Origin of the sequence: Mesorhizobium sp. M0410 (assembly GCF_040321435.1) — a bacterium.
GTDB lineage: Bacteria > Pseudomonadota > Alphaproteobacteria > Rhizobiales > Rhizobiaceae > Mesorhizobium.
Map to the genome: position 1 here is coordinate 65,864 of NZ_JAMYRN010000008.1, position 26,374 is coordinate 92,237.

At 63.2% G+C, this 26,374-nt stretch carries 26 protein-coding genes; 16 read left to right on the forward strand and 10 right to left on the reverse strand.

The features are described 5' to 3' along the window. Nucleotides 1-92: 92 nt before the first annotated feature. The 12 genes from rplI (at nt 93) to NKI63_RS13645 (ending at nt 11,614) form a co-directional block, all read left to right on the forward strand. Nucleotides 93-677: a 50S ribosomal protein L9 gene (gene rplI / locus NKI63_RS13590; RefSeq protein ID WP_254820243.1), complete on the forward strand. Its 585-nt coding sequence runs from the start codon at nt 93-95 to the stop codon at nt 675-677. Nucleotides 678-830: 153 nt separating this feature from the next. Continuing rightward, entirely contained in the window at nt 831-2,120 is a 1,290-nt protein-coding gene (locus tag NKI63_RS13595; protein ID WP_352507937.1) for a cyclopropane fatty acid synthase, read from the forward strand. An 81-nt stretch (nt 2,121-2,201) separates the two neighbouring features. Then, the gene (locus tag NKI63_RS13600; RefSeq protein ID WP_352507938.1) at nt 2,202-2,525 is read left to right on the forward strand and encodes a YnfA family protein; all 324 of its coding nucleotides are present in this window, start codon (nt 2,202-2,204) and stop codon (nt 2,523-2,525) included. A gap of 3 nt (nt 2,526-2,528) precedes the next feature. Then, complete coding sequence (locus NKI63_RS13605) at nt 2,529-3,497, forward strand: small ribosomal subunit Rsm22 family protein (protein ID WP_352507939.1); 969 nt, start codon at nt 2,529-2,531, stop codon at nt 3,495-3,497. Between the two features lie 207 nt (nt 3,498-3,704). Then, nucleotides 3,705-5,195, forward strand: a complete 1,491-nt coding sequence (locus tag NKI63_RS13610) for a replicative DNA helicase (RefSeq protein ID WP_023677714.1) — start codon at nt 3,705-3,707, stop codon at nt 5,193-5,195. A gap of 1 nt (nt 5,196) precedes the next feature. Then, nucleotides 5,197-5,709 carry a hypothetical protein gene (locus NKI63_RS13615; protein WP_352507940.1) on the forward strand — a complete coding sequence of 171 codons (513 nt, stop codon included), beginning with the start codon at nt 5,197-5,199 and terminating at the stop codon, nt 5,707-5,709. A 271-nt stretch (nt 5,710-5,980) separates the two neighbouring features. After that, entirely contained in the window at nt 5,981-7,399 is a 1,419-nt protein-coding gene (radA, locus tag NKI63_RS13620) for a DNA repair protein RadA (protein ID WP_352507941.1), read from the forward strand. A 46-nt stretch (nt 7,400-7,445) separates the two neighbouring features. After that, a complete protein-coding gene (locus tag NKI63_RS13625) occupies nt 7,446-8,117 on the forward strand; it encodes a CvpA family protein (protein WP_254820238.1) in 672 nt (223 codons plus the stop codon). 144 nt (nt 8,118-8,261) lie between these two features. Next, nucleotides 8,262-9,731, forward strand: coding sequence for an amidophosphoribosyltransferase (purF, locus tag NKI63_RS13630; protein ID WP_352479226.1), 1,470 nt, complete (start codon nt 8,262-8,264; stop codon nt 9,729-9,731). 74 nt (nt 9,732-9,805) lie between these two features. Then, a complete protein-coding gene (locus NKI63_RS13635; protein ID WP_352507942.1) occupies nt 9,806-10,546 on the forward strand; it encodes an SDR family NAD(P)-dependent oxidoreductase in 741 nt (246 codons plus the stop codon). An 80-nt stretch (nt 10,547-10,626) separates the two neighbouring features. Then, nucleotides 10,627-11,256, forward strand: coding sequence for a hypothetical protein (locus tag NKI63_RS13640; protein WP_352507943.1), 630 nt, complete (start codon nt 10,627-10,629; stop codon nt 11,254-11,256). A 136-nt stretch (nt 11,257-11,392) separates the two neighbouring features. Next, nucleotides 11,393-11,614: a hypothetical protein gene (locus NKI63_RS13645; RefSeq protein WP_254820234.1), complete on the forward strand. Its 222-nt coding sequence runs from the start codon at nt 11,393-11,395 to the stop codon at nt 11,612-11,614. Between the two features lie 159 nt (nt 11,615-11,773). Here the strand turns inward: NKI63_RS13645 and NKI63_RS13650 are convergent, their stop codons facing one another. Continuing rightward, complete coding sequence (locus NKI63_RS13650; protein WP_352479222.1) at nt 11,774-12,280, reverse strand: OsmC family protein; 507 nt, start codon at nt 12,278-12,280, stop codon at nt 11,774-11,776. A 328-nt stretch (nt 12,281-12,608) separates the two neighbouring features. On the opposite strand from NKI63_RS13650, the gene NKI63_RS13655 reads away from it, so the two are divergent. Next, nucleotides 12,609-13,517 carry a DMT family transporter gene (locus tag NKI63_RS13655; RefSeq protein WP_352689582.1) on the forward strand — a complete coding sequence of 303 codons (909 nt, stop codon included), beginning with the start codon at nt 12,609-12,611 and terminating at the stop codon, nt 13,515-13,517. A gap of 195 nt (nt 13,518-13,712) precedes the next feature. Here the strand turns inward: NKI63_RS13655 and NKI63_RS13660 are convergent, their stop codons facing one another. Further along, entirely contained in the window at nt 13,713-14,567 is an 855-nt protein-coding gene (locus tag NKI63_RS13660) for a LysR substrate-binding domain-containing protein (protein ID WP_352508535.1), read from the reverse strand. 113 nt (nt 14,568-14,680) lie between these two features. On the opposite strand from NKI63_RS13660, the gene NKI63_RS13665 reads away from it, so the two are divergent. Both NKI63_RS13665 and NKI63_RS13670 read left to right on the forward strand, forming a co-directional pair. Then, entirely contained in the window at nt 14,681-15,088 is a 408-nt protein-coding gene (locus NKI63_RS13665; RefSeq protein ID WP_352479219.1) for a tautomerase family protein, read from the forward strand. 139 nt (nt 15,089-15,227) lie between these two features. Continuing rightward, nucleotides 15,228-17,450 carry an AMP-binding protein gene (locus NKI63_RS13670; RefSeq protein WP_352822022.1) on the forward strand — a complete coding sequence of 741 codons (2,223 nt, stop codon included), beginning with the start codon at nt 15,228-15,230 and terminating at the stop codon, nt 17,448-17,450. A gap of 118 nt (nt 17,451-17,568) precedes the next feature. Here NKI63_RS13670 and NKI63_RS13675 read toward each other — a convergent pair whose 3' ends face one another. The 4 genes from NKI63_RS13675 to NKI63_RS13690 form a co-directional block, all read right to left on the reverse strand. After that, a complete protein-coding gene (locus NKI63_RS13675; protein ID WP_352508534.1) occupies nt 17,569-17,832 on the reverse strand; it encodes a hypothetical protein in 264 nt (87 codons plus the stop codon). 190 nt (nt 17,833-18,022) lie between these two features. Beyond that, nucleotides 18,023-18,838: a CDP-alcohol phosphatidyltransferase family protein gene (locus tag NKI63_RS13680; RefSeq protein WP_023677728.1), complete on the reverse strand. Its 816-nt coding sequence runs from the start codon at nt 18,836-18,838 to the stop codon at nt 18,023-18,025. Between the two features lie 3 nt (nt 18,839-18,841). Beyond that, nucleotides 18,842-19,540, reverse strand: coding sequence for a phosphatidylserine decarboxylase (locus NKI63_RS13685; protein WP_352508533.1), 699 nt, complete (start codon nt 19,538-19,540; stop codon nt 18,842-18,844). A 133-nt stretch (nt 19,541-19,673) separates the two neighbouring features. After that, nucleotides 19,674-20,942: a DMP19 family protein gene (locus NKI63_RS13690; RefSeq protein ID WP_352508532.1), complete on the reverse strand. Its 1,269-nt coding sequence runs from the start codon at nt 20,940-20,942 to the stop codon at nt 19,674-19,676. Between the two features lie 289 nt (nt 20,943-21,231). Between NKI63_RS13690 and NKI63_RS13695 the strand changes: the two genes are divergently transcribed. Continuing rightward, nucleotides 21,232-22,098, forward strand: a complete 867-nt coding sequence (locus NKI63_RS13695) for an SMP-30/gluconolactonase/LRE family protein (protein ID WP_352508531.1) — start codon at nt 21,232-21,234, stop codon at nt 22,096-22,098. 5 nt (nt 22,099-22,103) lie between these two features. Here NKI63_RS13695 and NKI63_RS13700 read toward each other — a convergent pair whose 3' ends face one another. The 4 genes from NKI63_RS13700 to NKI63_RS13715 all read right to left on the reverse strand — a co-directional run bounded on the left by NKI63_RS13700 (nt 22,104) and on the right by NKI63_RS13715 (nt 26,328). Continuing rightward, nucleotides 22,104-22,451: an antibiotic biosynthesis monooxygenase gene (locus tag NKI63_RS13700; RefSeq protein WP_352508543.1), complete on the reverse strand. Its 348-nt coding sequence runs from the start codon at nt 22,449-22,451 to the stop codon at nt 22,104-22,106. An 88-nt stretch (nt 22,452-22,539) separates the two neighbouring features. Continuing rightward, nucleotides 22,540-24,426: an ABCB family ABC transporter ATP-binding protein/permease gene (locus NKI63_RS13705; RefSeq protein ID WP_352508530.1), complete on the reverse strand. Its 1,887-nt coding sequence runs from the start codon at nt 24,424-24,426 to the stop codon at nt 22,540-22,542. A gap of 21 nt (nt 24,427-24,447) precedes the next feature. Continuing rightward, the gene (locus NKI63_RS13710) at nt 24,448-24,801 is read right to left on the reverse strand and encodes an ArsR/SmtB family transcription factor (protein WP_352508542.1); all 354 of its coding nucleotides are present in this window, start codon (nt 24,799-24,801) and stop codon (nt 24,448-24,450) included. A gap of 81 nt (nt 24,802-24,882) precedes the next feature. Then, a complete protein-coding gene (locus tag NKI63_RS13715) occupies nt 24,883-26,328 on the reverse strand; it encodes a LysM peptidoglycan-binding domain-containing protein (protein WP_352508528.1) in 1,446 nt (481 codons plus the stop codon). Between the last annotated feature and the right edge of the window lie 46 nt (nt 26,329-26,374).

Here is a 26,374-nt window from a genome sequence, read left to right on the forward strand (position 1 = left end):
GCGACACAGGCGGTGACGCCCCAGCTTTCTGACCTGTTCCAGACAACTCGGCGCCGATCCTGAGGATAGCGCCCAAGCGAAGGAACAAAACCATGGAAGTCATTCTTCTCGAACGCGTTTCCCGCCTCGGCCAGATGGGCGACACCGTCAAGGTCAAGGACGGATTCGCCCGCAATTTCCTGTTGCCGCAGGGCAAGGCGCTGCGCGCCAACGAAGCTAACAAGAAGAAGTTCGAGGGACAGCGGGCGCAACTGGAAGCCCGCAACCTGGAGCGCAAGTCCGAGGCCGCGCAGATTGCAGAAAAGCTCGACGGCAAGAGCTTCATCGCCGTGCGCTCAGCCGGCGAGACCGGTCAGCTTTATGGTTCGGTCTCGACACGCGACATCGCCGAGCTGGTGACGGCGGAAGGTTTTTCGGTCAACCGCAACCAGATCCTGCTCAACCAGCCGATCAAGACCATTGGCGTCACCAATGTGGCGATCGCGCTGCATCCGGAGGTCGAGGTTACCATCACGCTCAACATTGCCCGCACGGCCGACGAAGCCGAGCGCCAGGCCAAGGGCGAAACGCTGACAACCGCGGAAGCCATCTACGGCGAGGACATCAACGATAATGCGCGGCCGGAAAACTTCTTCGATCCGAATGCGGAGTTCGAGGGCGGCGAAGACAACGGCTGATCGTCATTCGTCGGCATTCGCCGGCTAATCGCTATTCTGGACCAATGCCCGGGCCTCGTACCCGGGCATTTTTATGCCAAATGGAACTTTTCGAACCCCTATATCTTGATGCAGAATAAGACAGCCTGTCTGACCGAGAGGGGACATTTGGTCATGAATATTCTGCTGAAACGCATTCTCGACCGCCTGGTCCGCACAGGCAATCTCAAGGTGACAGGGCCGCAAGGCTCGATGGTGACTTTCGGTGACGGCAGCGGCGAACCGGTGCACATGCACATCAAGACCAGGCATGCCGAGCGCGCCATCACTTTCGATCCGATGCTGGCGGTGCCGGAAGCCTACATGGACGGTGAACTCGACATTCTCGAGGGCGGCGTGCTGGGGGTGATGCGGATTGCCTTCCAGAACATGGGCAGCGGCGGTATCGATGCCACCTGGTCGAAAGCGATCGAAGGTCTGCGCCACGCCTTCCGGCGCCTGCAGCAGATCAACACGGCGTCGCGGGCGCGCCGCAACGTGCAGCGCCATTACGATCTGTCGGGCGACCTCTACCGCCTCTTCCTCGATGAGGACATGCAATATTCCTGCGCTTATTTCGAGCAGCCGGATATGACCCTCGACGAGGCACAAGCGGCCAAGAAGCGCCATATTGCCGCCAAGCTCAGGCTGAAGGCCGGCCAGACGGTGCTCGATATCGGCTCCGGCTGGGGTGGGCTTGGCCTTTATCTCGCCAAGGCGTTCGACGTCGACGTACAGGGCGTGACGCTGTCGACCGAGCAGCACGGCGTTGCCACCGACCGCGCCCATGCGCAGGGCCTGCAAAACCGGGTTCATTTCGACATTAAGGACTATCGCGAACTCAATGAACGTTTCGATCGCATCGTCTCGGTCGGCATGTTCGAGCATGTCGGCGTCAATCATTTCCGCACCTTCTTCGACAAGTCGGCGACGCTGCTGAAACCGGACGGCGTCATGCTGCTGCATACGATCGGCCGCTCCGGCGTGCCGTGGGCGACCAGCGCCTTCATCCGCAAATACATCTTCCCGGGCGGCTATATTCCGTCGCTCTCCGAAGTGATGCCGGCCATCGAAAAATCGGGGCTCGTCGTCACCGACATCGAGGTTCTGCGGCTGCATTATGCCGAGACGCTGAAGCATTGGGGCGAACGCTTCGCGGCCAACCGCGACAAGGCCAAGGCGATTTATGACGAGCGCTTCTGCCGTATGTGGGAGTTCTATCTTGCCGCCTCGGAAGCTGCGTTCCGCTGGCAAGATCTGGTGATCTTCCAGATCCAGATTGCCAAGAAGAACGACACGCTGCCGATGACGCGCGACTACATGGCCAATTGTGAGAAGGCGCTGGAGATGCGCGATCTTGGACGTCGTGAAAAGGCTCCGGCGGCCAAGCCCGCTCGCCGCCGCAAAATGGTGGATCCGGAGTAGACGGCCGGCGATCGCGCCATTGCCGCTTGCCATTTGCCGACTGGCACGCTGAAAAGGCTCCCGTCAACGCGGGACCTTTTTATGACCTACCTCCTCTACGTCGCTGCCGCACTTGCCGAGATCGCCGGCTGCTTTTCGTTCTGGACATGGTGGCGGCTGGAAAAATCGCCGCTGTGGTTGGCGCCCGGTCTCGTCTCGCTGGTGCTATTCGCGTGGCTGCTGGCGCTGGTCGACACCAGCGCCGCGGGCCGGGCCTACGCCGCCTATGGCGGCATCTACATTGCCGCCTCGCTGGCCTGGCTGTGGCTGGCGGAAGGCGTGCACCCCGACCGCTGGGATCTTGCCGGTGCCGCGATCTGCATCGTTGGCGCCTCGGTCATTCTGCTCTCACCTCGGACTGTCTAAGCGATGGAACTGCCCGTCCCGCTTAGACAAGGCGTCGATCGCCTTCTCGAACAGGTGCCGTTGCCGATGCTTAAGCAAGCGGCAAAGACGCTGTCGGACCGCTACCGCGCAGAGTTGCGCGACGGTCGCCTGCACATGGCCGAAGACATGGCGGTGAAGGCCTATCTGGCAACGCGGCTGCCGGCGACTTATGCTGCCGTCCGCGCCAGCCTCGACGCGGTAAGCGAGGCGCGGCCCGATTATGCTCCGAGAACGCTGCTCGATGTCGGCGCCGGCCCTGGCACGGTGCTTTGGGCCACAATCAATCTCTGGCCTGATCTCCAGCAGGCGGTGCTGCTCGAGGCCGGCGCCGCGGTACGAAGGGTCGGCGAAGCACTTGCCGCGCATGCGATCACGGCCAGGACCGCCTGGCGGACCGGCGACGTCACCGTCGACCTGGTCGATCTGGAGCCGGCCGAGTTGGTGACTTCAGCCTATGTGCTGGATGAGATCGCGCCGGCATCGCTGGCAAAACTCGTCGACCGGCTCTGGCAGCTGACCGCCGACACGCTGCTGGTCGTCGAGCCGGGCACGCCGGCCGGCTGGCAGCGTATTCTTGCCGTGCGGCGGCAGCTGATCGATACGGGGGCGCACGTGCTTGCGCCCTGCCCGCATGAGGCGCCCTGCCCTCTCGTCGCTCCCGACTGGTGCCATTTCGCCCGCCGGGTCGCCCGCTCGCGCCTGCACCGTCTGGCCAAGGATGCCGAGGTGCCGTGGGAGGACGAGAAATTCATCTTTGTCGCGGCTTCCCGCCATCCGGCCACTCCGCCTCGAGCGCGAGTGATCGCACCGCCGAAGTCTGGCTCCGGCAAGGTCTTGCTGAAGCTTTGCCAACAGGATGGAAGTGCTGCCGAGCGACTGTTCACCAAGCGCGATGGCGAGACGTTCAAGGCCGCACGGCGACTGGAGTGGGGTGATGCCTTGCCGGAATGACCGGCAGCTATTTTCCTGTTTTGTTCTCGCCCAAGAACGGCTAGGCTCGCCATCTTGATTCGAGTCAATTGAGATTCTTTCCACCGAAAGAACCTGGCTGTGAATCGCGGGCATCAAAGTTGGTTGGTTGGGGACTGATGCAGATAAGTCATCACCGACTTGTCTCGTTCTGATATCGAGAGACCGGGGATCAGGACCGGGGACATCATGGCAGAGGCAGCACGAAAATTCGGCGTGGCGGAAACACCGCTCTATCGCGAGGCGCCGAACAACATCGAGGCCGAGCAGGCGCTGCTCGGCGCCATACTGGTCAACAACGATGCCTTCTACCGCGTCTCCGACTTCCTGAAGCCCGGCCATTTCTACGAGCCGCTGCATAGAAAGATCTTCGAGGTCGCGGCCGAGCTCATCCGCATGGGCAAGATCGCGACGCCAATCACGCTGAAGACCTTCCTGCCGGCCGACGAGAAGGTCGGCGACATGACGGTGGCGCAATATGTCGTGCGGTTGGCGGTCGAGGCCGTCACGGTCGTCAACGCCACCGACTATGGCCGCGCCATCTACGATCTGGCCACGCGGCGCGCGCTGATCACCGTCGGCGAGGACATGGTCAACATCGCCTATGACGCGCCGGTCGACATGTCGCCCTCCGACCAAATCGAGGATGCCGAGCGGCGCCTGTTCGAGTTGGCCGAGACCGGCCGCTATGATGGCGGCTTCGAGAGCTTCACCGACGCCGTCAAGACCGCCGTCGACATGGCCAATGCCGCCTATATGCGCGACGGGCATCTGTCGGGCGTCGCCACCGGCTTGCGCGACCTCGACCGCCGCATGGGCGGCCTGCAGTCGTCCGACCTGATCATCATTGCGGGGCGCCCCGGCATGGGCAAGACCTCGCTCGCCACCAATATCGCCTTCAATATCGCCGAGGCCTACGTCCCGGCGCAGCAGGCCGACGGGTCGTTCAAAGCGGCCAATGGCGGCGTCGTCGGCTTCTTTTCGCTCGAAATGTCGTCCGAACAGCTGGCCACCCGCATCATCTCCGAACAGACCGAAATCCCGTCGTCGAAAATCCGGCGCGGCGAGATCAGCGAGATGGATTTCGAAAAGCTCGTCGCGTGCTCGCAGACGATGCAGAAAATCCCGCTGTTCATCGATCAGACCGGCGGCATTTCCATTGCTCAGCTGTCCGCCCGGGCACGTCGCCTGAAGCGCCAGCGCGGCCTCGACGTCATCGTCATCGACTATATCCAGCTGATGCAGGGGTCGAGCGCGAAATCATCGCAAAACCGCGTCCAGGAGATCACCGAGATCACCACCGGGCTCAAGGCGCTAGCCAAGGAGCTGGCGGTGCCGATCATTGCGCTGTCGCAGCTGTCGCGCCAGGTCGAGAGCCGCGACGACAAGCGCCCGCAGCTTTCGGATCTGCGCGAATCCGGTTCGATCGAGCAGGACGCCGACGTGGTGCTGTTCGTCTACCGCGAGGAATACTACCTGAAGAACCGCGAGCCGAAGCCGGGCACCGACGAATACATCAAATGGGAACACGAGATGAACGAAATGCGCGGCAAGGCCGAAGTCATCGTCGCCAAGCAGCGCCACGGCCCAACGGGGTCGGTCAGCCTCGCCTTCCAGGGCGAGTTCACCCGCTTCTCCGACCTTGCCGAGGAACATCATTTGCCGGATCGGTTTGAGTAGCATGGGTAACCACTTCAGACGCGCCGCCGTTCTTGCTTTTGCGCTCATTGGCGCGGTTGCCGCCCTCGCAACCGCCTCTGCTTGTTCCATGCCTCCACATTGGACGCCGCAGCGAGCGTTTGCGGAGGCCTCCCTGGTATTCCGAGGCATGGTTACTGAAACTGAGCTTAGCCCAATCAAACTTGGAACTGTTCCGCCTGATGAGGGTGATGGCCGAATACTGGTTAACGTACGATACGAGATTGCCGAGGTGTTCAAGGGCAAACCGGAACCGAATGGCGTGGTCTCCACGACCACTCTGATCATGGGTGGATGCGGTGTGCCTGTTCTGGCCGGGCAGAATTTCCTGTTTTACGTGGATGCGATCACTGAGGAAGCGCGGAAAGCGGAGCCGGAGTTTGCCACCCAGACACAGGGGATGATTTCCATCTACAACTCGCAGATGCTGCCACCCAACCCGGAATTGCTCGACGAGGCGCTTGCCGAAGTTCGCGCTCTCGCCAAGAAGCACTGAATTTGAACCAGCTCGCTAAACCACGCCCCGAAAATGCGGTCGGCGCTCTACGGCGCCCCCCTCTGTCCTGCCGGACATCTCCCCCACATGGGGGGAGATTGGCCGTCACTCGCGACGCCACTCTTTTTTGCGACGCGGAAAATTGGCGAAATCCTACGTTCAGTCCGATCTCCCCCCTCGTGGGGGAGATGTCCGGCAGGACAGAGGGGGGCGCTGTCCCGCCTCCCTATCCTGCGCTGGCACCTGCCACACCCGAACCGGGCCACGCCTGATGGCCAAATCGCGCGTCCAGTTCATCTGCCAGAATTGTGGTTCGGTGCATCAGCGCTGGGCCGGCAAATGCGATGCGTGCGGCGAGTGGAACACGCTGGTCGAGGAAGGTACGTCCGGCGGCATCGGCTCGGGTCCGGCCAATAGCCGTAACGCGCGCAAGGGTCGCGCCGTAGTGCTCACCACCTTGTCCGGCGACATCGAGGACGCGCCGCGCATCGTCTCCGGCATCGGCGAGCTCGACCGCGCCACGGGCGGCGGCTTCGTGCGCGGCTCGGCGCTGCTGGTCGGCGGCGATCCCGGCATCGGCAAGTCGACGCTGCTCACCCAGGCCGCGGCCGCGCTGGCGGCAAAGGGCCACCGCATCGTCTACGTCTCGGGTGAAGAGGCGGTCGCCCAGATCAGGCTGCGCGCCCAGCGGCTCGGCGTCGCCGACACCCCGGTCGAGCTCGCCGCCGAAACCAATGTCGAGGACATCCTCGCCACCATCGCCGATGGCAAGCGGCCGGATCTGGTCATTCTCGATTCGATCCAGACGCTGTGGACCGACATGGCTGATTCGGCGCCCGGCACGGTGACCCAGGTGCGTGCCGCGGCCCAGGCGATGATCCGCTACGCAAAATCCACAGGGGCGGCGATCGTTCTGGTCGGCCATGTCACCAAGGAGGGCCAGATCGCCGGCCCACGCGTCGTCGAGCACATGGTCGACGCGGTGCTCTATTTCGAGGGCGAAGGCGGCCACCACTTCCGTATCCTGCGCACGGTCAAGAATCGTTTCGGGCCAACCGACGAGATCGGCGTCTTCGAAATGTCGGACAAGGGCTTGCGGGAAGTCGCCAACCCGTCCGAGCTTTTCCTCGGTGAACGCCACGCGAAGTCGCCGGGCGCCGCGGTTTTCGCGGGCATGGAAGGCACACGGCCGGTGCTGGTCGAGATCCAGGCGCTGGTAGCACCGTCGTCGCTCGGCACGCCGCGCCGCGCCGTCGTCGGCTGGGACGGTGCCCGGCTGTCGATGATCCTGGCGGTTCTGGAAGCTCATTGCGGCGTCCGCTTCGGCACCCACGACGTCTATCTCAACGTTGCCGGCGGCTACCGCATTTCGGAGCCGGCGGCCGACCTGGCGGTGGCTGCGGCACTGGTTTCCTCGCTCACCGGTCTTGCCCTTCCCGCCGATTGCGTCTATTTCGGCGAAATCAGCCTTTCGGGTGCGGTGAGGCCGGTTGCACATGCGCAGCAGCGCCTCAAGGAAGCCGAAAAGCTGGGTTTCGGAAGCGCGGTTCTGCCCTTGGGCAGCGAGGAACTTGTCGGTTGTAATGGGGTCGGGGGGATCGGAGCCGGCGCTTTCCAGCCCACCGAGCTTGCCGATCTCGTGGCGCGCATAGCCGGCTCACGGCGCAGCCGCGTCGACGAGCGAGAGTGATGCGGCTCGTCGAGCCGCGAAAAAGAGATCGGAGTGGGGCGAAAACATGCCGATTACGCTGCTTGACGGAATTCTCGTCGGCTTCACCCTGGTCTCGGCGATGCTCGCCATGGTTCGCGGCTTTTCGCGCGAGATCCTGTCGATCATCTCCTGGGCAGCCGCCGCGGCGGCCGCCTTCTTCTTCTACAAGCCGGTGCTGCCTTACATTCAGCCCTATATCGACAACGAAAAGGCCGCCATGGCCGCGGCCGCCGGTATCGTCTTCATTGTAGCGCTGATCGTCGTTTCGGTCATCACCATGAAGCTCGCCGACTGGATCATCGATTCCAGGATCGGCGCGCTCGATCGTACACTTGGCTTCCTCTATGGCGCGGCGCGCGGTATCCTGGTCGTCGCTGTTGCTCTGCTTTTCTTCAATTGGCTGGCCGGCGCCAAGGCCCCAGGCTGGATTGCCAACGCCAAGTCAAAGCCGCTGCTCGAATCGATCGGCGCCAAGCTCGAAAGCCTGCTGCCCGAGGATCCGGAAAACGCCATCCTCAACAAGCTCAATCCGAATCAGCCAGCCACCGAGACGCCTCTGGCCCCAGACGCGCCTGCAGCGGAAGCACCTGCCGCCGGCGACGACGCCACCGCACCGGCACCCGACGACAGTGACGCGCCGCCAGCAGACAATGCGCCCGCGACGCCGGCACCTGCAAACCCGGCGCCGGCAAACTGATTTCGACAGACTTGCCAATCTGCAGACTTGGCGAGGCATCAAGACTGACGATCATGTGAACGCCGCACGACGTGCGTTGCTTTCGATCCGCTATGGCCTTATATGGCGACTTTAGCGGAGCTTGAGCCCCCAATGGCAGCCTCAATGGCAGACGCAGACGACGTGCTTTCCGCCGAAGCCGACGACCATTTCCACGACGAATGCGGCGTGTTCGGCATTTTCGGCCGGCAGGACGCCGCAGCCATCGTAACCCTCGGCCTGCATGCGTTGCAGCATCGAGGCCAGGAAGCGGCCGGAATCGTTTCCTACGACGGCACCCAATTCCATGTCGAACGCCATGTCGGCCTGATCGGCGACACCTTCACCAAGCAGCGTGTCATCGACAGCCTGCAAGGCAACCGTGCCATCGGCCACACGCGCTATGCCACCACCGGCGGCTCCGGCCTGCGCAACATCCAGCCTTTCTTCGCCGAACTTGCCGATGGCGGCTTTGCCGTCGCCCACAACGGCAATCTCACCAACGCCATGACCGTGCAGCGCGCGCTGCAGAAGCAAGGCGCCATCTTCTCTTCCACCTCCGATACCGAGACGCTCTTGCATCTGGTTGCCACCAGCAAGGAGCGCGACCTGAATTCGCGCTTTATCGATGCGGTGCGCCAGGTCGAAGGCGCCTTCTCGCTGGTGGCGATGACGTCCAAGAAGATGATCGGCTGCCGCGACCCGCTCGGCATCCGCCCGCTGGTACTCGGCGATCTTGACGGTGCCTGGATCCTCGCCTCGGAAACCTGTGCGCTCGATATCATCGGGGCGCGTTTCGTGCGTGACCTGAAGCCCGGCGAAATGGTCGTCGTCACCAGCAAGGGGATCGAAAGCCTGTTCCCGTTCGAGCCGCAGAAGACCCGCTTCTGCATTTTCGAATATGTCTATTTCGCGCGGCCGGATTCGTCTGTCGAAGGCCGCAATGTCTACGAAGTGCGCAAGCGCATCGGCGCCGAGCTGGCGCTGGAAAGCCCGGTCGAGGCGGACATCGTCGTGCCGGTGCCGGATTCGGGCACGCCGGCGGCGATCGGCTTTTCACAGGCCGCGGGCATTCCGTTCGAGCTCGGCATCATCCGCAACCACTATGTCGGCCGTACCTTCATTCAGCCCGGCGATTCGATCCGCCACATGGGCGTCAAGCTCAAGCACAACGCCAATCGCCGCATGATCGAAGGCAAGCGGGTGGTTCTGGTGGACGATTCGATCGTGCGCGGCACCACCAGCCAGAAGATCGTGCAGATGGTGCGCGATGCCGGCGCGAAGGAAGTGCATATGCGCATTGCCTCGCCGCCGACGCGCGCCTCATGCTTTTACGGCGTCGACACGCCGGAGAAATCGAAGCTGCTGGCATCGCGCATGTCGGTGGAGGAGATGGCCGAGTTCATCCGCGTCGATTCGCTCGGCTTCCTGTCGATAGACGGGCTCTATCGCGCCGTCGGCGAAGCCGGCCGCGACAACGAGCAGCCGCAATTCTGCGACGCCTGCTTCACCGGTCAGTATCCGACCCGGCTTGCCGATTTCGAAGGCTCCGACAATGTGCGCACGCTGTCGCTGTTGGCGGCAGGTGGGTCGTAGGCCTTGCCGGTCCGTTTGTCTCCGTCCCCTTGGCCCCTTACGGCGGTTTCACCTTGCCTGTCGGAATCCATCGTATGAGCCTTGACCTCTCCGGCCGCGTTGCGGTCGTCACCGGCGCGTCGCGCGGTATCGGCTATTTCATCGCCAGGGAGCTTGCCGCGGCCGGTGCGCATGTGATTGCAGTTGCTCGCACCGTCGGCGGCTTGGAAGAACTCGACGACCAGATCAAGGCAGATGGCGGGCAGGCGACGCTGGTCCCGCTCGATCTTGCCGACATGGCGGGGATCGACCGGCTGGGCGGCGCCATCCACGAGCGCTGGGGCAAGCTCGATATACTGGTCGCCAACGCCGCTGTGCTCGGCGTCATCGCCCCGATCGGCCATGTCGAGGCCAAGACCTTCGAGAAGGTGATGACCATCAACGTCACCGCAACATGGCGGCTGATCCGCTCGGTCGACCCGCTGCTCAGGCTTTCAGATGCCGGCCGTGCTATCGTGCTGAGCTCCAGCCTTGCCCACTCCGCACGCGCCTTCTGGGCGCCTTATGCGGCGTCGAAGGCGGCGGTCGAGGCCATGACGCGTTCATGGGCGCATGAGACCGAAAACCTGCCGCTCAGGGTCAATGCCGCCGATCCCGGGGCAACGCGCACCGCGATGCGGGCGCAGGCCGTACCCGGCGAGGATCCTGAAACACTGCCGCACCCTTCGGAGATCGCCAAGCGTATCGTGCCGCTGGCCAGCCCTATGCTCAAGGAGACCGGGCTGATCTTCCAGGCCAAGCACAATCGCTTTGTCGCCTACCGGCAGCCGGAGTAGCCACACATCGCATTTTGCCGGAAGAATTGCGCCGGCACCAACGTTGTTCGGGTGCCACAATTCGAGGAACGGAGGACCATATGCGGAGACTGCTTCTCTTGACTGCCACCGCGCTGCTTGCAGTTATCGGCGCCACGTCGTCGCAGGAGGCAACGATGAGCTTTTTCGTCACCAGCGTCGGCTCCGGCAAAGGCGCCGATCTCGGCGGTGTGGCCGGCGCCGACGCCCATTGTAGTTCACTGGCCGAAGCCGCGGGCGTTACCGGCAAGACATGGCGCGCTTATCTCTCGACCAGCGATACCGATGCACGCGACCGTATCGGCAAAGGCCCGTGGTTCAACGCCAAGGGCGTCAAGATCGCCGATGATGTCGCTTCCCTGCATAGCGATGCCAACGCCATCACCAAACAGACGGCACTCGACGAAAAGGGCCAAATGGTCAACGGCCGCGGCGACACGCCCAACCGGCACGACGTTTTGACCGGCTCCAAGCCGGATGGCGCGAAAATAGCCGACCAGACCTGCGGCGACTGGACGCTGAGCGGAGCAGAAGGTGTGGCGATGATGGGTCATCACGATCGTACCGGCCTCGATGATTCGGCAGCCGCCAAATCGTGGAATTCCTCGCATGCGTCACGCGGTGGCTGCAGCCAGGAGGCGCTGAAGGGCACCGGCGGCGACGGCCTGTTCTATTGTTTTGCGGTGAACTGAACCACAGCCGGAAAACGACCGACATCACGCGGCTGTGATGCCGTGGCTTAACGCCGCGCTTTGGCCCAGCTTTCGCCGCTGGGCCGGAGTTGCTAGGATCGTGCGACTCCCAAACAAGCAGAGCGAGGAAATACTCATGGCGGCACCGAGCGTAGCGTTAGTCTGGTATCTGGTGATCGCCGGCCCGCAAGGCGGCATGGTCGTGCTGCCCAGCACATTCGACACCCGCGAACAGTGCGCCTTCGCCATAACCGAATACCAGAAGCAACCGACGCCGGCCGGCTGGTCGGTGCAGTGCGTGCCGAGCGCCTCGCCCTTCGCCGACGAGGGCGACGCCGAGGAGCCGTCGGCGCAGTAGGACAGCGTGATCTCCCCCCTTGAGGGGGAGATGGCCGACAGGCCAGAGGGGGGTTGGTCCGATCGGGCTCGGCCTGCTGCAGCGGTTGGCGCTTCACGCGAGACAACCCTCTGTCGCCTTCGGCGACATCTCCCCCTGAGGACCCTCAAGGGGAGATCGTCAGCGTCGCGCGCTGACCGTCAGCTCCGGCTTCTGGCTGATGGTCTGAAACACCACGCAGTAGCGCTCGGTCAGCTTGAGCAGCGCATCGATGCGCTCCTGCGGTTCGTCGGTGTCGAGCCCAAATGTCAGCCGGATGGCGCGGAAGCCAACCGGCGCATCCCTCGCCACGCCAAGCGTGCCGCGAAAGTCGAGATCGCCTTCGGCTTCCACCGTGGCGGCTCCAAGCTTGAATTCCAGCGCCGTCGCCACTGCCTTCAGCGTGACACCGGCGCAAGCCACCAGCGCCTCCAGCAGCATGTCGCCGGAGCAGAGTTCGAGCCCGGTGCCGCCGGTCGCCGGATGCAGCCCGGCAATGGCAATCGCCCTGCCCGTCTCGACCTTGCAGGCGATCGATTGGTCGTCGATCGAGCCCTTGGCCTTGAGGGTAATCAGCGCGCGCGAGGCGTCGTCGCGATAGGCCTCCTTCAGCGGCGCCTGCATGGCCTTCAATGCGATCGCGTCCATTTCATTTCTCTCCCATAGTTGTCTGGCTTCGCCGCTTAACGGCGGTGTCGCCTGCCCCAAACGCAAGTCCCCGCTGGCGTAGCGCTTGGCAGGGTTTCGCCCGTATAGCCTGACGATACGGGTGCCCGACATCCAACGCCTTCACACCCTCTCTCGCAACACATTCGTAAGGCCGCCGGACATATGGCCGATATCGCCACCCTGGAAACCCGCGAAAGGGTTCTTGCGGGCCTCCTGTTCAACGGCGCTGCCGTCTGCTGTTTCGATGCACGACGCCTCGATCAAGCTGACACTATGGTGTCAGGACGGGGCAGCGTAAGCTGGTAAAATGACGGAATCGCTGGACATGTCAGGCACAGTGGAAAGCGCCCGCGAACGTACCCTCGGCATCATCCTGGTCTCGGCATCGGCGGCCGTCTTCGGCCTCACCGGCGTGCTGACCAAATCGATCCATGCCGACCCGCTGACCATCACCTGCTGGCGCGGCTTCGTCGGCTCGATCCTGATCAGCCTTTATGTGCTATGGCGTCGCCAGCGCTCCGGCGGTCGCGACAGCCTGCGGCTCGGCTGGCGCGGCTGGCTGCTGGCGATCGAGGGCGCGCTCGCCAGCATCGCCTTCATCTCGGCGTTCAAGTTCACCTTTGTCGCCAATGTCGCGATCATCTATGCCACGGCCCCTTTCGTCACCGCGCTGCTTGCCTTCATGCTGGTCCGCGAGCCGTTCCGGCTGCAGACGCTTGCCGCCGCCGCCGTGTCACTGTGCGGTGTGGCGATCATGGTCTGGTCCGGCTTCGGCACCGGCCATCTGTTCGGCGACGGGTTGGCGCTGCTGATGACGATCGGCAGCGCGCTCTACATGATCATGGTGCGGGCCTTCCGCGATACGCCGGTGGTGTGGGCGGGTGCCATGTCGGCGTTCCTCCTGTTCGTGCTCGGCTGGCTCATCACCGATCCGCTGGCCGTCTCGGCCAGGGACGCTGTGCTTCTAGCCACCTTCGGCGCCTCGTTCGCGCTGGCCTCGATCCTGTGGACGGAGGGCACCCGGCTTATTCCGGCGGCCGAGTCAGGATTGCTGGGCTCGGCCGAAGTGCCATTCGCGATCCTGTTTGCCTTCCTGTTCCTCGCGGAGATCCCGCCGGCAGCCAGCATGCTCGGCGGGGCCATCGTGCTTTGCGCGGTGTTCGCTCACGCCGGCCGAGACTGGCTGATGGCCAAGCAGCGCGCAGCGGATGCATGACCAATCCTCGCCGCGTCCGAGGGCGAGTTGGCGGTCCGATCACGAGAAGTCCGTTCCTCAAAATAAATTTGAAAAGTCATGGAACCATCATAGGGCTCAGTCATTATGGCTGCGACGGGCCACCCCAAGTCCCCCCAAACCCCTCGGCCCGTCCTACTCAGAGCCGACCGCAAGGTCGGCTTTTTCTTTGCTGGCTCAGTTGGCCAAGGCCAGGTTGCCGCTGAACAACGCGGCCAGATCCTGCGCTGGTCGATCGGCATCCTCACGCAAGCGGATGGCGAATTCGGCGACCGGCACTGGCGGCAGATCAAGATCGCGCGGCGCCTCGACGATGCCGGAATGAGCGAAGCGCGCAGTCCTCAACGTCAAGGCGATGCCGGCGTGCACTGCCGTGCGCAGGCCGGCAAGGCTGGCACTGCCGGCAGCAATACGGTAGCGACGGCCGGCCGCATCGAGTGTACTGGTCGCCGCTTCGCGAAACCCGCAATGAGGATCGAGCAGTGCCAAGGACAGTTCGTCATGGCGGGTGGCCAGCCCATTCTGTGAGCAAAGCCAGATCATCGGTTCCTTGAGCACGCCGATTTCGTCGCGTGTCGGCACCTGCCGCATGGCAATGGCCAGATCAAGGGCGCCGGCCTGCAAAGCCTGCGCCAGTTCGGCGGAACGGCCGACGCGCAATTCGATCCTGACGCGAGGATGGCTGACAGCGAAAGCCCTGAGAAGCTGCGGCAAGCCGCTGTCGGCGAAGTCCTGCGTGGTGCCGATGGCGACGCGCCCGTCGGCACGCGCCCCTTTGAGGGCCAGCCACGCCTCGCGGTGCGCGGCAAGGATGCGACGCGCGTGGCCGACAAGATCCTCGCCTGCCGGCGTCAGACCGCGTCCTCGCCCCTGCGGTACCAGCAGCGCTTCGCCGACAACATCCTCGAGCCGCTGCATCTGCGCGGTCACTGCGGACGGCGAGCGGCCGACGATCGACGCAGCCCGCGCCAGGGAACCGCCATCGACGAAAGCGAGGAAAGTCTTGAGGAGGTCGGGATCGAACACCTGCATAATTCGATATTATCAAAGTGTTTATCAAAAACAATTCGATTTTTTTGATTTAATAATGATGGCACGATTTTTTGGACGGCGAGAAACGCCGCTTGAAGCCGAGGAGAAGAAACATGCCGATCATCAATGTCAGCGTTACCGGCAAACCCGATGCCGGTTTGTCAGCCGCCATTGCCAAGGAGGTAACCGAACTGACGGCCATGCATCTGCGCAAAGACGCAACGATTACAGCTGTTGCCATTTCCTATCACGACCCCGAGCACTGGTTCGCCGGCGGCAAGTCGCTGGCCGAGCATGGCGCCAACACGGCTTGGCTCGACATCAAGGTTGTCGACGGCACCAACACCAAGCTCGAGCTGGAGGCGTATCTGCAGGCAATTTTTGCCGCATTCGGCCGGCTTCTGGGCAAGGTGCATGAGGAAAGCTACGCCCTCGTGCATGAAGTACCTGCGGCGGCCTATGGCTTTGGCGGCAAAACGCAGGAATTCCGCTTCATCAGCGGAAGGATGAAAGCGGCGTAGCTGCGATAGGCAGCCGAATCCAGTGATGACAGGAGAAAAGGAAAATGGAGCCGCATTGACGTTGATCCAACTTCGGCTAGGTTCTCACCCGAAGCGGCCACTGAAGAGCCGTGACGTGAGATTGTTGGGAGATGCGGCGATGATCCTGACACTGGCGCTGCTTGCGGGTCTTGTCGCGGAGTGGCTGCTGATCGGCGTGGTGGAGACGTTCCGCCTCGGCCTGCGTTTGAGCCAGGCGCTGCTCTACGTGCCGTTCAAGCTCGCCTACCGGATCAGCGACGAGCGCATCAAGATTGCCCGCAAGTCGGCGGCCCCGGTCATCTACGTCGTTTGGCATCAGTCACGCATCGAGCCGGCGCTGATGCTGTCGCTGCTGCCGGAGGACACGCTGCACATCCTCGACCAGGCTTCGGCCAGGTCGCCGTGGCTGGAGCCGTGGCGTGAGCTCGGCCGCACCATCGCCTTCAACGCCGAGCATGTCTTCGTCAGCCGCAGATTGGTGCGGGTGCTGAAGGGCAAGGGCCGGCTCGCCGTTTACCTGCCGGATGCGGTCGAGCCCGACGTCAAGTCGTTTCGGTTGTTTCGCGCCATCACCCGTATCGCCATGCAGGCCGACGCGCGCATCGTGCCGATCTTCGTTGCCGGCGCACGCAGCCTGCCGGCTTCACTGACGCCAGCGGACAAGGCGCCCCGCCACTGGTTTCCGCAGCTGTCGATCAGCGTGCTGGAGCCGATGACCATTGCCGAGTTGGTGGCGCGGAATCCTGATCAGGCCTCCAACACAAATGCGTTGTTCGATCGCTTCGCTGAGGCCAGGCTTTTCGGCAACGATCTCGATCGCGGCCTGTTTCTTGCCATGCGCGATGCCGCCGACCGGGTTGGCGCTTCCCATCCAATTGTCGAGGACGTCATTGGTGGCGCGCTGAGCTACCGGAAAATGTTCATCGGCGCCAGGGTTTTGGGCCACCGCTTCGAGGCAATAACAGCGCCGGGCGAAGCGGTTGGGCTGCTCCTGCCCAACGCTAATGGCGTCGTGCTGTCGTTCGTCGGACTTTTGTCGGCTGCGCGGGTGGCAGCAATGATCAACTATACCGCCGGCCCGGCCAGCGTCACCGCCGCCGTCCGCACGGCGATGATCCGCACCGTGGTCTCCTCACGCGCGTTTGTCGAAAAGGCCAACCTCGCCGACATCGTCGAGGCGGTGGAAAAGGGCGGGGCGAAACTGTTGTGGCTGGAGGATGTCCGCGCAAGCGTGACCGTGCTGGACAAGGCCGCAGCCGCCTTGCTGTGGCGCTGGCCGCTGCAGCGCCAGGATGCGGCCAAGCCGGCGGTGATCCTGTTCACCTCCGGCTCGGAAGGCACGCCCAAGGCAGTGGTGCTGTCGCACCGGAACCTTCTTGCCAATGCGATGCAGGCGGAAGCCCGCATCACCATCTCGCCTGCCGACATCCTGCTAAACGTGCTGCCGGTGTTCCACTCGTTCGGGTTGACCGGCGGCACCATCCTGCCGCTGGTCACCGGAGTAAAGCTGTTCCTCTACCCGTCACCGCTCCACTACAAACTTATTCCGGAGGTGGCGCGCAAGGTCCGGCCAACGGTGATGTTCGGCACCGACACGTTCCTCGCCAACTATGCCCGCACCGCCAAGGACGGCGATTTTTCCAGCCTGCGCTTCGTCGTCGCCGGTGCCGAGGCGGTGAAGCCGGAGACGCGCCGGGTGTACCGCGAGCGCTTCCAGGCCGAGATCATCGAAGGTTTTGGCTTGACCGAGGCCGCACCGGTGGTTGCCGTCAACACCGCCATCCACGGCCGCGACGGAACGGTCGGGCGGCTGCTGCCGGCCATGCGCATGAAACTCGAACCGGTCGAAGGCATCAGCGACGCCGGCCGGCTGTGGCTCGACGGGCCGAACCTGATGATGGGCTACATGACCGCCGATAGGCCGGGCGAGCTGCAGCCGCTCGAAGGCTGGCACGACACCGGCGATATCGTTTCGGTCGATCGCGAAGGCTTCATCACCATTCGCGGCCGCGCCAAGCGCTTCGCCAAGATAGCCGGCGAGATGGTATCGCTTGGTGCGGTCGAGATGCTGGTGCAGTCGCTGTGGCCGGAAGAACATCACGCCGTGGTGGCAGTGCCGGACAAGCGGCGCGGCGAGCGCCTCGTTCTGGTCTCCACCGCCGACAATGCGGATCCCGACGAATTGCGCGAATTCGGCAAAAAAGCCGGGGCGGCCGAACTGATGGTGCCGAACGACATCGTCAAGGTCGAAGAGATCCCGGTGCTGGGCTCCGGCAAGACCGACTATGTCTCGACTAGAAAGCTGGCGCTCGAGAGGCTGGGACTGAGCGCAGCCGCCTGAGGTTTGCTGTCGAAACTCCAAAGCGCGTCGCGTTTGACCGGCCTTGTGCGACGCGCTTAGATTCTTGCTTTTGTATGCCGTTATCGCAAAACCGCTGCACATTTTTGCGCGACATCCATTAGAAGACCACTACCGACAACAGCAGAATGATGCCGACGGCCATCATCAGCAGGCCCGGCCAGTTCTGCGACAGGCCGAGAAAACGGAGCCCGCGTCGTCGCGGCTCCAGAGTCGGACCTGGTGTTGCGAGATTGGGCGTCGGACTATCCGGCGCGGCGGAGACAGCGGCCGGCTCACTAAGCCGCCCGCGCATGATGGCCGCAACCGCCATATAGACGAGGCCGGCGACAGTCAGTAACGCGCCGATGAGGATGACAGCCATTTCTCCTCGTTTCCGATGGTTTGCGCCCGATGCGGCAGCTTGCGCGACGTTGACGATGTATCACGACCCGCCGCTCAAACGGACCTACCAACACAAACGATCTGGCCGCCCAGCAAGTTCCGAAAACGGGTTTTTGAGCTGCGTTCCACAGCGCCGCGTGCTCTGCGAGCCGCTCCCAAGTCAAAATCCGTCAGCCAATGTCCGACGACGGCACCTTCTCGCCTTCGCGCTTGGCGCGTCTCGAATAGGCGCGCACGCTGAACGGCAAGAAGACCAGGTAGCCGGCAACCGAGGCCGTCAGCGTATACCAGGGATAGGTCATCAAAAGCAGGACGTAGAGAACGACTGCGAGAATGATCGGCAGCACCCTGTCGCCCGGTATCCTGACGCTCTTGCCGGAATAGACGGGCAATCTGCTGACCAGCAGGAACGCCACCAATATTGTAAAGCCGGTGGCAATGAAGGCCGCCAGGCGGCTGGGTTCAAGCCCAAGCCTGAGGAAGAACAGATAGAGCGGCAGCATCACCAACACCGCACCCGCCGGCGCCGGCACGCCGACGAAATATTCGGTCTGCCACTGCGGACGGTCGAGCTCTTCGTCGAGCACGTTGAAACGGGCAAGCCTCATCCCACAGGCGATGGTGAACAGCAGTGCGGCGATCCAGCCCGGCGAACCTGCCCTATCGAGCAGAAAGGCATAGAGCACCAGCGCCGGTGCCACGCCGAAATTGACGATATCGGCCAGCGAATCCATCTGGGCGCCGAATTTGGAAGTCGCCTTCAGCATTCGCGCCAGACGGCCGTCGATACCATCAAGGAAGGCGGCGAGCAGCACCATCACCACCGCTGGCTCGAAGCGGCCTTCGAAGCCGAAGCGAATACCGGACAGGCCAGCGCAGATGGCAAGCACCGTGACCAGATTGGGCAGCACCATGCGCATCGGGATTTCGCGAATGCGCGGGCCACCGCCGCCATGCGCCTCGAATTTCTTGAACGGCGGCGCCACCGGTCAGGAGACCCGCACGAGCGGCGTTGCAGCAACGCCGCCGAATTCCGCCAGCACCGTCTCACCGCCAACCGCGGTCTGGCCGACGGCGACACGCGGCGTCGCGGTCGAGGGCAGGAATACATCGACGCGCGAGCCAAAGCGGATCAGCCCGAAGCGCTCGCCGGTGCCGATGGCGCCGCCGGGCTCGGCCCAGCAGACGATGCGCCGCGCCACCAGGCCGGCAATCTGCACCGCGGCGACCGTTCCATTGGGGCTTTCGATGACCAGCCCGTTGCGCTCGTTCTCGGTGCTTGCCTTGTCGAGTTCGGCGTTGAGGAATTTTCCTGGCCGATGCTCGATCCTGGAAATGCGGCCACGCACCGGAGAGCGGTTAACGTGGCAGGAAAAGACGTTCATGAATACCGAGATGCGGGTCATTTCGCCGCCGCCGAGGCCAAGCTCGCGCGGCGGCACGGCCGGGCCAACCGCCGAGACGATGCCGTCGGCCGGGCTGACAACCAGCCGCTCGTCGATCGGCGTGACACGCTCGGGATCGCGGAAGAAATAGGCGCACCAGGCTGTCAGGATGAGACCGATCCAGAACAGGGTCGAGGAGAAATAGCCAAGAAAGAGCGTCGCCGCGCCGAACGCAGCGATAAAGGGATAACCCTCGCGATGGATCGGAACGAACGCATTCTTGATCGTGTCAACGAGGCTCATGGGATCAGGACAACCTTGGTTCCAAGTCCGGCCTCAATAGCGGAAACACCCCGCGGTCGCAACGCGACAATGGGGGCGGTTGAGGGTTTGGCGGTCGCGCCGCCGTCTCTCAGAACGACCAAGCGAAATCCACTCAGGCACCCGCTGCCGCCGCTTGGTCGAAATACTCGTCGAGCTCGCGCCGATCGGCCTCCGCCAGGCTCTCTTCGTGGCTGCCGCGCAGCTCGGCGCCGTTCGGGGTCGACTGGAGGAAGAATACGTGCCCGTCGGCCATAACCACCCAGTTCACAACCGTGTCGCCTTCCCTGGCCACGACCGAGTTCGCCGAGACAATTGCTTCGGTCGGATCGAACCCGGCCCTGCGTAGCAAGAGGTCGACAGCGACCGGCGCATGATAGGCTGCGGCCAATTCGAGCACCGTTTCTATTGCCTGCGCTTCAACACGGGCAAGTCTCTTGCCGACGCGCGGGGCGCCGGCAGCGAATGGATTCTCGCCCGGACGCGCGACGTACGAATCCTTCGGGGCGATATATTCATAGACGGCCGCATGCGTGGGCGTGGCGACGGCTAGACGCGGCTCCTTGGCATTGGTGCGCAGCTGAAAAGCCAACAGTTTTTCGCCCTCGACGTCCAGCACCCTTGCCATGCCGAGCGCCAGCTTGACCTCGGGCCTAGGCGCCTCGGCGCATGCAAGGCCGACGCCGACATCACGCCAGCCCGTCATTTGATTGACCAGCTTGCCAACAGAACGATGGAGTAGCCTCGGCTGGCGCCGGGGATTGGTCACGGCCAGCTGATGAATGGCTTCTCGGTAGTCGGCATCCTCAACGATTGCGAGTTCAGGCCACGAGTTTATCCAGCGCGCCGATAGAGCGAGCATCGATGCGGCCTGATCGGCTTGGTAGAATAGACGGTCGAGAGTACTGAGCTTATCGTCAGTACCTCCTTCGAAGCCTGTCTGTTCCTCAGTCTCCTCGGGGTGCTCCGCGACCCAGGCAGCCATTTGGTCCAAAGTCGCCAGTTGTCCGTGCGCGCCCATCTCAGCGAGGGCGGTGCGTGCGTCGGCAATGACGGTGTCGAGTTCTTCGCCAGAATTATAGATGAACTGGCTATGGCCGCCATTGTTGACCTCAGCCAAATAGTCATCGGCATGACAGGCCTGCATTGCCTTGGGGCTGATTTCCGTGGAACGGTAAAGGCCTTGCGAGACCATGGCTTCGACGAATTCTCTGACGGCTACAATGAGACCGAAAGGATTGTCGGCCGCGTCTTCCACGACTGAGCGCGGCACGATCACCGAAGATGATGGCTTGCCTGGGAATGACTGTTTGGACCGAGTCGGTGAAATGGTCGCTGATCGCTGAAATTTCTTCTTAGCCCAGCGGGAAAATCTTTCAAACACGCCAAACGCCCTTCCTGCTTGCCACTACAGGATTCTGCGGGCCAACGTGATTCTTGCATTTGACTTTCTCGTCCGCAAGCACCGGCCGGTTATACTTCATTGAAGAAGGATGAGTGGAGGCGCACGGCGCATCGCGCGGTTCCGTGCGGCTACTCAGGTCAAATATAAACGACGCCGTCGCCATCCTCATTTGTCGGAACGCAGCACTCTCGCCCGTCCTTGGCAAGACAGCGCCTCTCATCGGCCTTTCGGCCTTGACGATTTGCGCAAACTCGGAGGTTCTCGGCCCATGCAGAAATCAGCAGCTAGGCAAGTGCAAGTGGTGATGAACGGCTTGGCCTTCGGCGAGTCACCGCGCTGGCACGATGGCCGGCTGTGGTTCTGCAACTGGGGTACGGGCCAGATCATCGCCGTTGACGCCCTAGGCAACAGTGAGATCGTGCTCACCGTGCCGGCCACCCTGCCCTATTCCATTGACTGGCTGCCGGACGGGCGCCTGCTTGTCGTGTCCGGCCGCGAAGGGCTGATCCTCAGGCAGGAGGTAGACAGGACATTGGTCACCCATGCCGATCTGAGACAACTATCAAAGAGCCCGTGGAACGAGATCGTCGTCGATGGACGCGGCAACATCTATGTCAATGGTGGTGGGCCTGCTCCGGGTCCCGGCCAGCAATTCGGCCCCGGCGCCATCGTGCTGGTCGCACCTGACGGCTCGGTTCAACAAGTGGCTGAGAACCTCGCCTTCGCCAATGGCATGGCGGTGACGCCTGACAATAAGACGCTTATCGTTGCCGAGTCCCACGCCAACCGGCTGACCGCCTTCGACATCGCTGCCGATGGCGGCCTTTCCAACCGCAGGATCTGGGCCAATCTCGGCAACGGTTTTCCAGACGGCATCTGCCTCGATGCCGAAGGTGCGGCCTGGTATGCCGACGTTCCGAACCGGCATTGCGTGCGGGTGCGCGAGGGCGGCGCGATGCTCGAAAGCGTCGATGTCGACCGCGGCTGCTTTGCCTGCATGCTCGGCGGCAGCGAGGGAAAAACGCTGTTCATCGTCGCCGCCGAATGGCGCGGCTTCGAACATATGATCAGCGATGCCCGTAGCGGCCATGTGCTCAGCGTCGACGCTACTGCGCCGGGCGCCGGCTGGCCGTAGAGAGCTTACATCCCGGGAATCCGCTGATAGTTGGCAATATCGGCCTTGACGCCAAGTCGCGCGATGGTCTCCTGAGGATTGAAGCCGCTGCGCTCATGCGCAGCCTTGATGATCGGCACCACCTTGTCGACAGCGGCCTGCCCTTCCCATTCGACAATGGTCACGAGGTTGAACTCGCCCGGCCCCGAGAATTGCTCAAGCAGGAAATCCTGGACGAACCCTTGCTGCTGGCGCAGCAATTCATGCGTCATTCGGACCTTGGCCAGAATCTCCTCGCGGGCGTTTGCCGGAACGACAAACTTGTCCACCCGGAATACGCTTCCGCCACTACCTGCCTGATTTGTCCCATTCATATCGATTGTCTCCGTTTTTGAACGACGCATCTTGCTGCGATCCAAAACGGCCTACGATCTCAACTTAAGTTGAGGTCAAGCACGATTTTCAGCTCACCTCCGAGGTGCGGCGGCGGACGACGACGCCGAACTCGTCGCGTTCGCGGGCAATACGCAGCCGCTCCTCGGCTTCGCTTGCCTCGCGCTGGCGGTCCCACATCGATGCATAAAGGCCGCGCTTGGCCATCAAGGCGGCATGGGTGCCGCGCTCGGCGATCCGGCCGTCCTGCAGGACGATGATTTCGTCGGCGGAAATCACTGTAGACAGCCGATGGGCGATGACGAGGGTGGTGCGGCCCTGGCTGACCAGGTCGAGTGCCGCCTGGATCTCCTGCTCGGTGTGGCTGTCCAGCGCCGAAGTCGCCTCGTCGAGCATCAGGATCGGCGGAGCCTTCAAGATGGTGCGGGCAATCGCCACCCGCTGCTTCTCGCCGCCGGAGAGTTTCAGCCCGCGCTCGCCCACCATTGAGCGATAGCCGTCGGGCAGCCGCTCGATGAACGGTCCGATCTGGGCCAGCTCTGCTGCCTTGCGCACATCCTCCTCGCTGGCGCCGATGCGGCCGTAGCGGATGTTGTAGGCGATGGTATCGTTGAACAGCACCGTGTCCTGCGGCACCATGCCGATGGCGGCGCGTAAGCTCTCCTGCGTCACGTCGCGAATGTCCTGGCCGTCGATCAGAACCTTGCCGCGCTGGATGTCGTAGAAACGAAACAAAAGCCGCGAAATGGTCGACTTTCCGGCTCCGGAGGGACCGACAATGGCCACCGTCTTGCCTGCTGGCACCTCGAAGCTGATACCCTTCAGGATCTTGCGGTTGGGGTCGTAGGAAAAATGCACGTCACGGAACTCGACATTGCCGGCGCTGACGACCAGTGGCTTGGCGCCCGGCCGATCGACGATCTCGCGCTTGACGTCAAGCAGATCGAACATGTTTTCGATGTCGGTCAGGCCCTGGCGGATTTCGCGGTAGATCATGCCGATGAAATTCAGCGGCACCGAAAGCTGCATGAGCATGGCGTTGACGAAGACGAAATCGCCGACGCTCTGTGTGCCTGCCTTCACCTCGAGTGCCGACAGCACCATGACGACGGTCATGCCGATGCCGAAGATCACGCCTTGGCCGAAGTTCAGCCAACCAAGCGAGGTCCAGGTCCTGGTCGCAGCCACCTCATAGCGCGCCGTGGAACGGTCGAAGCGCTCGGCCTCCATGGCTTCGTTGTTGAAATATTTGACTGTTTCGTAGTTGAGCAGCGAATCGATCGCCTTCGTGCTGGCTTCATTGTCGCTGTCGTTCATCTCGCGGCGGATCGAAATACGCCAATCGCTCGCCCTGACGGTGAACCAGACATAGAGCCAGACCGTGACCGCGATCACCAAGACGTACAGCCAGCCATAGGTGACGGCGAAGATGCCGGCGGTGAGCGCGAATTCGACGATCGTCGGCGCAGTCGCCAGCATGGTGAACCGGACGATCGTCTCGATGCCTTTAGTGCCGCGCTCGATGACGCGCGACAGTCCGCCGGTGCGCCGTTCGAGGTGGAAGCGCAGCGACAATTCGTGCATGTGCACGAAGGTACGGAAGGCGAGCCGACGCACGGCATGCTGGCCGACCCGTGCAAACAGGGCGTCGCGCAGCTGGTTGAAGCCGAGCTGCACCAGCCGCACGGCATTGTAGGCGACGACCAGCATGACCGGCGCCAGCAGAAAGGCCGGCAGCGGCGGCGGCGATTTGCTATCGCCGGCCAGTGCGTCGGTCGCCCATTTGAAGAAATAGGGTCCGGCCACCAGGGTCAGCTTGGCGACAACCAGCAGCACGGTGGCCCACACCACCCGGGCCCTCAGGTCGGCGCGGTCGGCCGGCCACATGTAGGGCCAGAGATTGCGCAACGTTCTGAAGGTCGAGCCGGAATCGGCGGAAACGGTTTTCTCGGCCATTCTTGTTTACCTTTTATAATCTTAGCGGCCGGAGCAGCAGGAATCGACCAGCGCGGCTAGTGATGCCGAAACATCGGCGAGCGCGGCGCGGTCGAGCTCATAGCGCGAGCGCTGGCGGTCAGGCTCGAAGCGGATCAGCCCGGCCTCGACCAGGATCTTCAAATGCTGGGAAACGGTGGACTGCGCCAGATCGAGATGCTCGACGACCTCGCGACAGCAGCAGGAACGGCTGGCGGAAAGGTGTTTGAGAATTTCGATCCGCGCCGGATGCGAAAGGGCCGCGAGCCGGACAGCGACAGCGCGGCTATCCGGCGTGCAGTTGGCCGGCGTGCAATTGGCCGGCGCGCGTTCATCTGCCGCCCGGCGTCGGTCCATTACGGGGGGAGATTCGATCATCGTGCATCGGCGATAAACGATGACTGGCCCTGCCGCAAGCTATCCTGATGGGCAGAACGGCTACTCGGTCTTGGCTGGCGCCGTCGTCATCTGGTCGCCCATTGCCTTGAGATCGGCGGGTTCGCCTTCCTTCGATTTCTCCGGCACCTTGAACACCTGTCCCGGCCAGATGCGGTTCGGATTGCTGATCTGGTCCTGGTTGGCGAGATAGATGGTCGAGTAGCGCATGCCCTGGCCATAGACTCGCCGCGAAATTCGCCACAGCGTGTCATGGCGGCGGATAATGACTGCGCCATCGGCATGTTCGAGCTTAGGAGCGACGGTCTCGGGAGTCTCGCCCGGGGGTGTTGCGACGGCCATTTCGGCCGGAGCCTCGGTGGCAGGAGTGGGGGTGGTTGCCGGCGTTTCGGCGGCTGTTGCCGGTGTAGTCGGCGCGGCTTCGGTCGCTGGCGCATTCGGCTCGGCCGGTTTTATCTCGGCAGGCTTCGGCTCGGCCGGCGCCACGGCGGCAACCGCCTCGCCTGGCTCGCGTTCGAACGGCACGGCGGCACGGGCCACCACGCTCACGCCGTCGGCATCGAGCGCGTCGACATGGATGGTGTAGGTGCCGACCGGGATGTCACGTGTCGCTTCGACCAGGAAGTGGCGGTCGGGCGAGGTCTTCGCGTCGCCGAGCAGGATATCGTTGGCATAGGCGCGCACCTTGCGGCCGGGATCAGTGACGCCGGCAATGAAAATCTTGTTGCCATCGATTTCGACGGCTTCGACGACGATCTTGGGCTCTGCCGCGGGAGCAGCAGACGCTGCCGGTGTGGCGGGCGCCACCGGAGCCGGTGCGGCTTCAATGGCGGCCGGCGCGGCTGGTGCCGGCGCGGCGGCGGCCGGCAGTTCGGTGCCGGGGGCAGGCAGCGCGGCATCAGATTTTGCCTCAGGGGCCGGAACAGTGAGCAGTTCGGACGGCTTGCCCGGCTCCTCGACCATTGCCAGCACCTGGCCGGTGGAATTCCGGGGGATCGAAACGACGGCGGTCTGCGCCGAGGCGGTCGCGACATTGCCAGCCGTCGAGCGCAGCGTGATCGTGTAGTCGCCGGGCTTCAGCGGATCGTCGAGAATAATGGCAAAGGCGCCGTCGGGACCGGCGACCGTCGAGCCGAGCACAGTCGAACCGTTGAGAATCTCGACCTTGGCGTTGGGCGCCGCATTGCCGGCGACGACGATCGAGCCGTTGCTTTCGACGCGCACGATGTCGAAGGTCGGCACGATTGCACCTGCTGCGGTCGGCGCAGCGGGCGCTGCCGCATCGGTGGACGCCGCGGGCGCAGGCGGCAACCGGCCCTCGGTCGCCGGAGCGACCGGTTTCGAAGCCGGCGGCGTCAGCGCCGCGACCTCCGCAGGCCGGGTAGAATTGAGATACGGGTCGAGCGCGCCCGATAGATAGGCGGTTCCCGCCGCGGCGACAGAGCCGCCAGCCGCGAACAAAAACGCCTTCAACGGATTAATTGCCATGTTTCCCTGCCCCTTAGCCACCTAATTCGGTCTAGCCTGTTTTACC